1 protein-coding gene is annotated in these 451 nt (G+C 76.7%); it reads right to left on the minus strand.

Translation table 11 applies throughout. The features are described 5' to 3' along the window. Positions 1-451 (minus strand): AMP-binding protein (locus AC0AIB_RS31285; RefSeq protein ID WP_465098091.1); only part of this gene is annotated, 451 nt, incomplete at both ends.

A 451-nucleotide genomic window follows, 5' to 3' on the forward strand; every position in this document is an offset into this window, starting at 1 on the left:
GGAGCCCGGTCACCAGGGCGGCGGACCGCTCCATGCTCAGGCCGACCAGGGTGCCCGGCCCGACGCCGTGCGCGCGCAGCCGGTGGGCGAGGCGGTCCGCGCGGGCGTCCAGTTCCGCGTAGCCGATCGTGGTGTCGCCGTCGACGAGGGCCACCGCGTCGGGCGTCCGGGCGGCCCACCGGGCGAAGCGCTCGTGGACCGGCTCCGGGCGGGCGTCGGTGCGGCCGGGGGCCGGCGGCGGGGCCAGTTCCGCGTACTGCGCGTCGGACAGCATCCGCAGCGAGGACACCGGGGCGTCCGGGTGCGCGACGATCTCCTCGATCAGCCGCCCGTAGTGCTCGGCCAGCGCCCCGACGATCCGGTCGTCGAACAGGTCCGTGCGGTACTCGAAGACGCCCGCGGCGCCGCCGTCCGCGGTCTCCGCCACATCGAGGGTCAGGTCGAACTTGGC

Source organism: Micromonospora sp. DSM 43699 (assembly GCF_055517075.1).